The organism is Serratia sp. EWG9, from assembly GCF_019913725.1.
Classification (GTDB): domain Bacteria; phylum Pseudomonadota; class Gammaproteobacteria; order Enterobacterales; family Enterobacteriaceae; genus Serratia; species Serratia ureilytica.
This window is the reverse complement of record NZ_JADNRO010000024.1, coordinates 1-1,198: the sequence shown is the minus strand read 5'-3', so window position 1 is coordinate 1,198 and position 1,198 is coordinate 1. Positions and strand designations below refer to the sequence as shown.

At 60.1% G+C, this 1,198-nt stretch carries 1 protein-coding gene; it reads right to left on the bottom strand.

Going from position 1 to position 1,198, the window contains the following annotated elements:
- Window positions 1-1,198 (bottom strand): intermembrane transport protein PqiB (gene pqiB / locus ITX55_RS23855; RefSeq protein WP_223085422.1); only part of this gene is annotated, 1,198 nt, incomplete at both ends.

Below are 1,198 nucleotides of genomic sequence, written 5' to 3'. Positions count from 1 at the left end.
CGACTTCATGGTTTTCTGGCTTTCCGCCAGCGTCTTGGTCGCTTCGCTGATCATCGGATTGATCGGCATCGAATTAATCTTATCCAACGTCTGCATCAGCTTCTGCTGGATCTGCGCCAGACCGCCGCTGGTGGTCGGCATCAGCGGATAACCAAACAGCTCGCGCGGCCCTTTCCACGGTTTTTCCTGCGGATAGAAGTCGAGATCGATGTACAGCGAACCGGTCAGCAGGTTGGCGGACTTCATCGAGGCGCGCATGCCGCGGGATTCCGCATCTTTCAAGTGCCCTTCAATATCGAAGTTGCCGCCCAGCTGTTTCTGGAAGCGATCCGGCTCGATGCGGATCAGCACCGGAATGCGGTAGTCGTTATCCAGACGCTGCGCCATGCCGTCTTTATAGAACGGCACCTGCGCCACCGTCCCCAGACGGATGCCGCGGAACTCGACCGGCGCGCCCGGCTGCAGGCCGCGTACCGAGTCGGAGAAGAACAGCAGGTAGTCTTTATGCACGGTATACAGCGAATCCTGCGTGCTGCGCTGGTTGTCGAACAGCCGGTACTCCGCTTTCTCTTTCGCCTGTTCGCCGCGATCCCAGCCGTCCGGCACATCGAAGCTGACGCCGCCGCTGAACAGCGTGGTCAACGAGCCCATCTCCACCCGCATGCCCTGTGCCGACATGTCAAACGCCACGCCGCTGTCTTTCCAGAAGCGCACGTTGGTGGTGACCAACTGATCGTAAGGCGCAGTGATGAACAGCTGATAGCGCATGGCGCGCTCTTTAGGATCGAAGTAGCTGGTTTCCACCGACCCGACGCGATAGCCTCGGAACAGCACCGGATCGCCGGCGTTGAGCTGGCCTGACTTCTCGCTGTCCAGCACGATGCGCAACCCTTTGGCGTCCGGGGAAGCCAGCGGCGGCGCATCGAGCAGCTGATAGTTGTCTTTGCCGTCTTTGCCTTTGTTGCCCGGCTGCAGTTCGATATAGGCGCCGGAGAGCAGCGTGCCCAGCCCGGAGACGCCTTCACGGCCGATCTGCGGCTTCACCACCCAGAAGGCGGAATCCTGGCGCAGCAATTTCTCCATGCCGGAATTGAGACGCGCCTGCACCATCACCTTGCTCAGGTCATCGCTCAACGTGACGGTTTCCACCACGCCGACGTCAACGCTGCGGCTTTTGATTTTGGTTTTACCCGCTTCC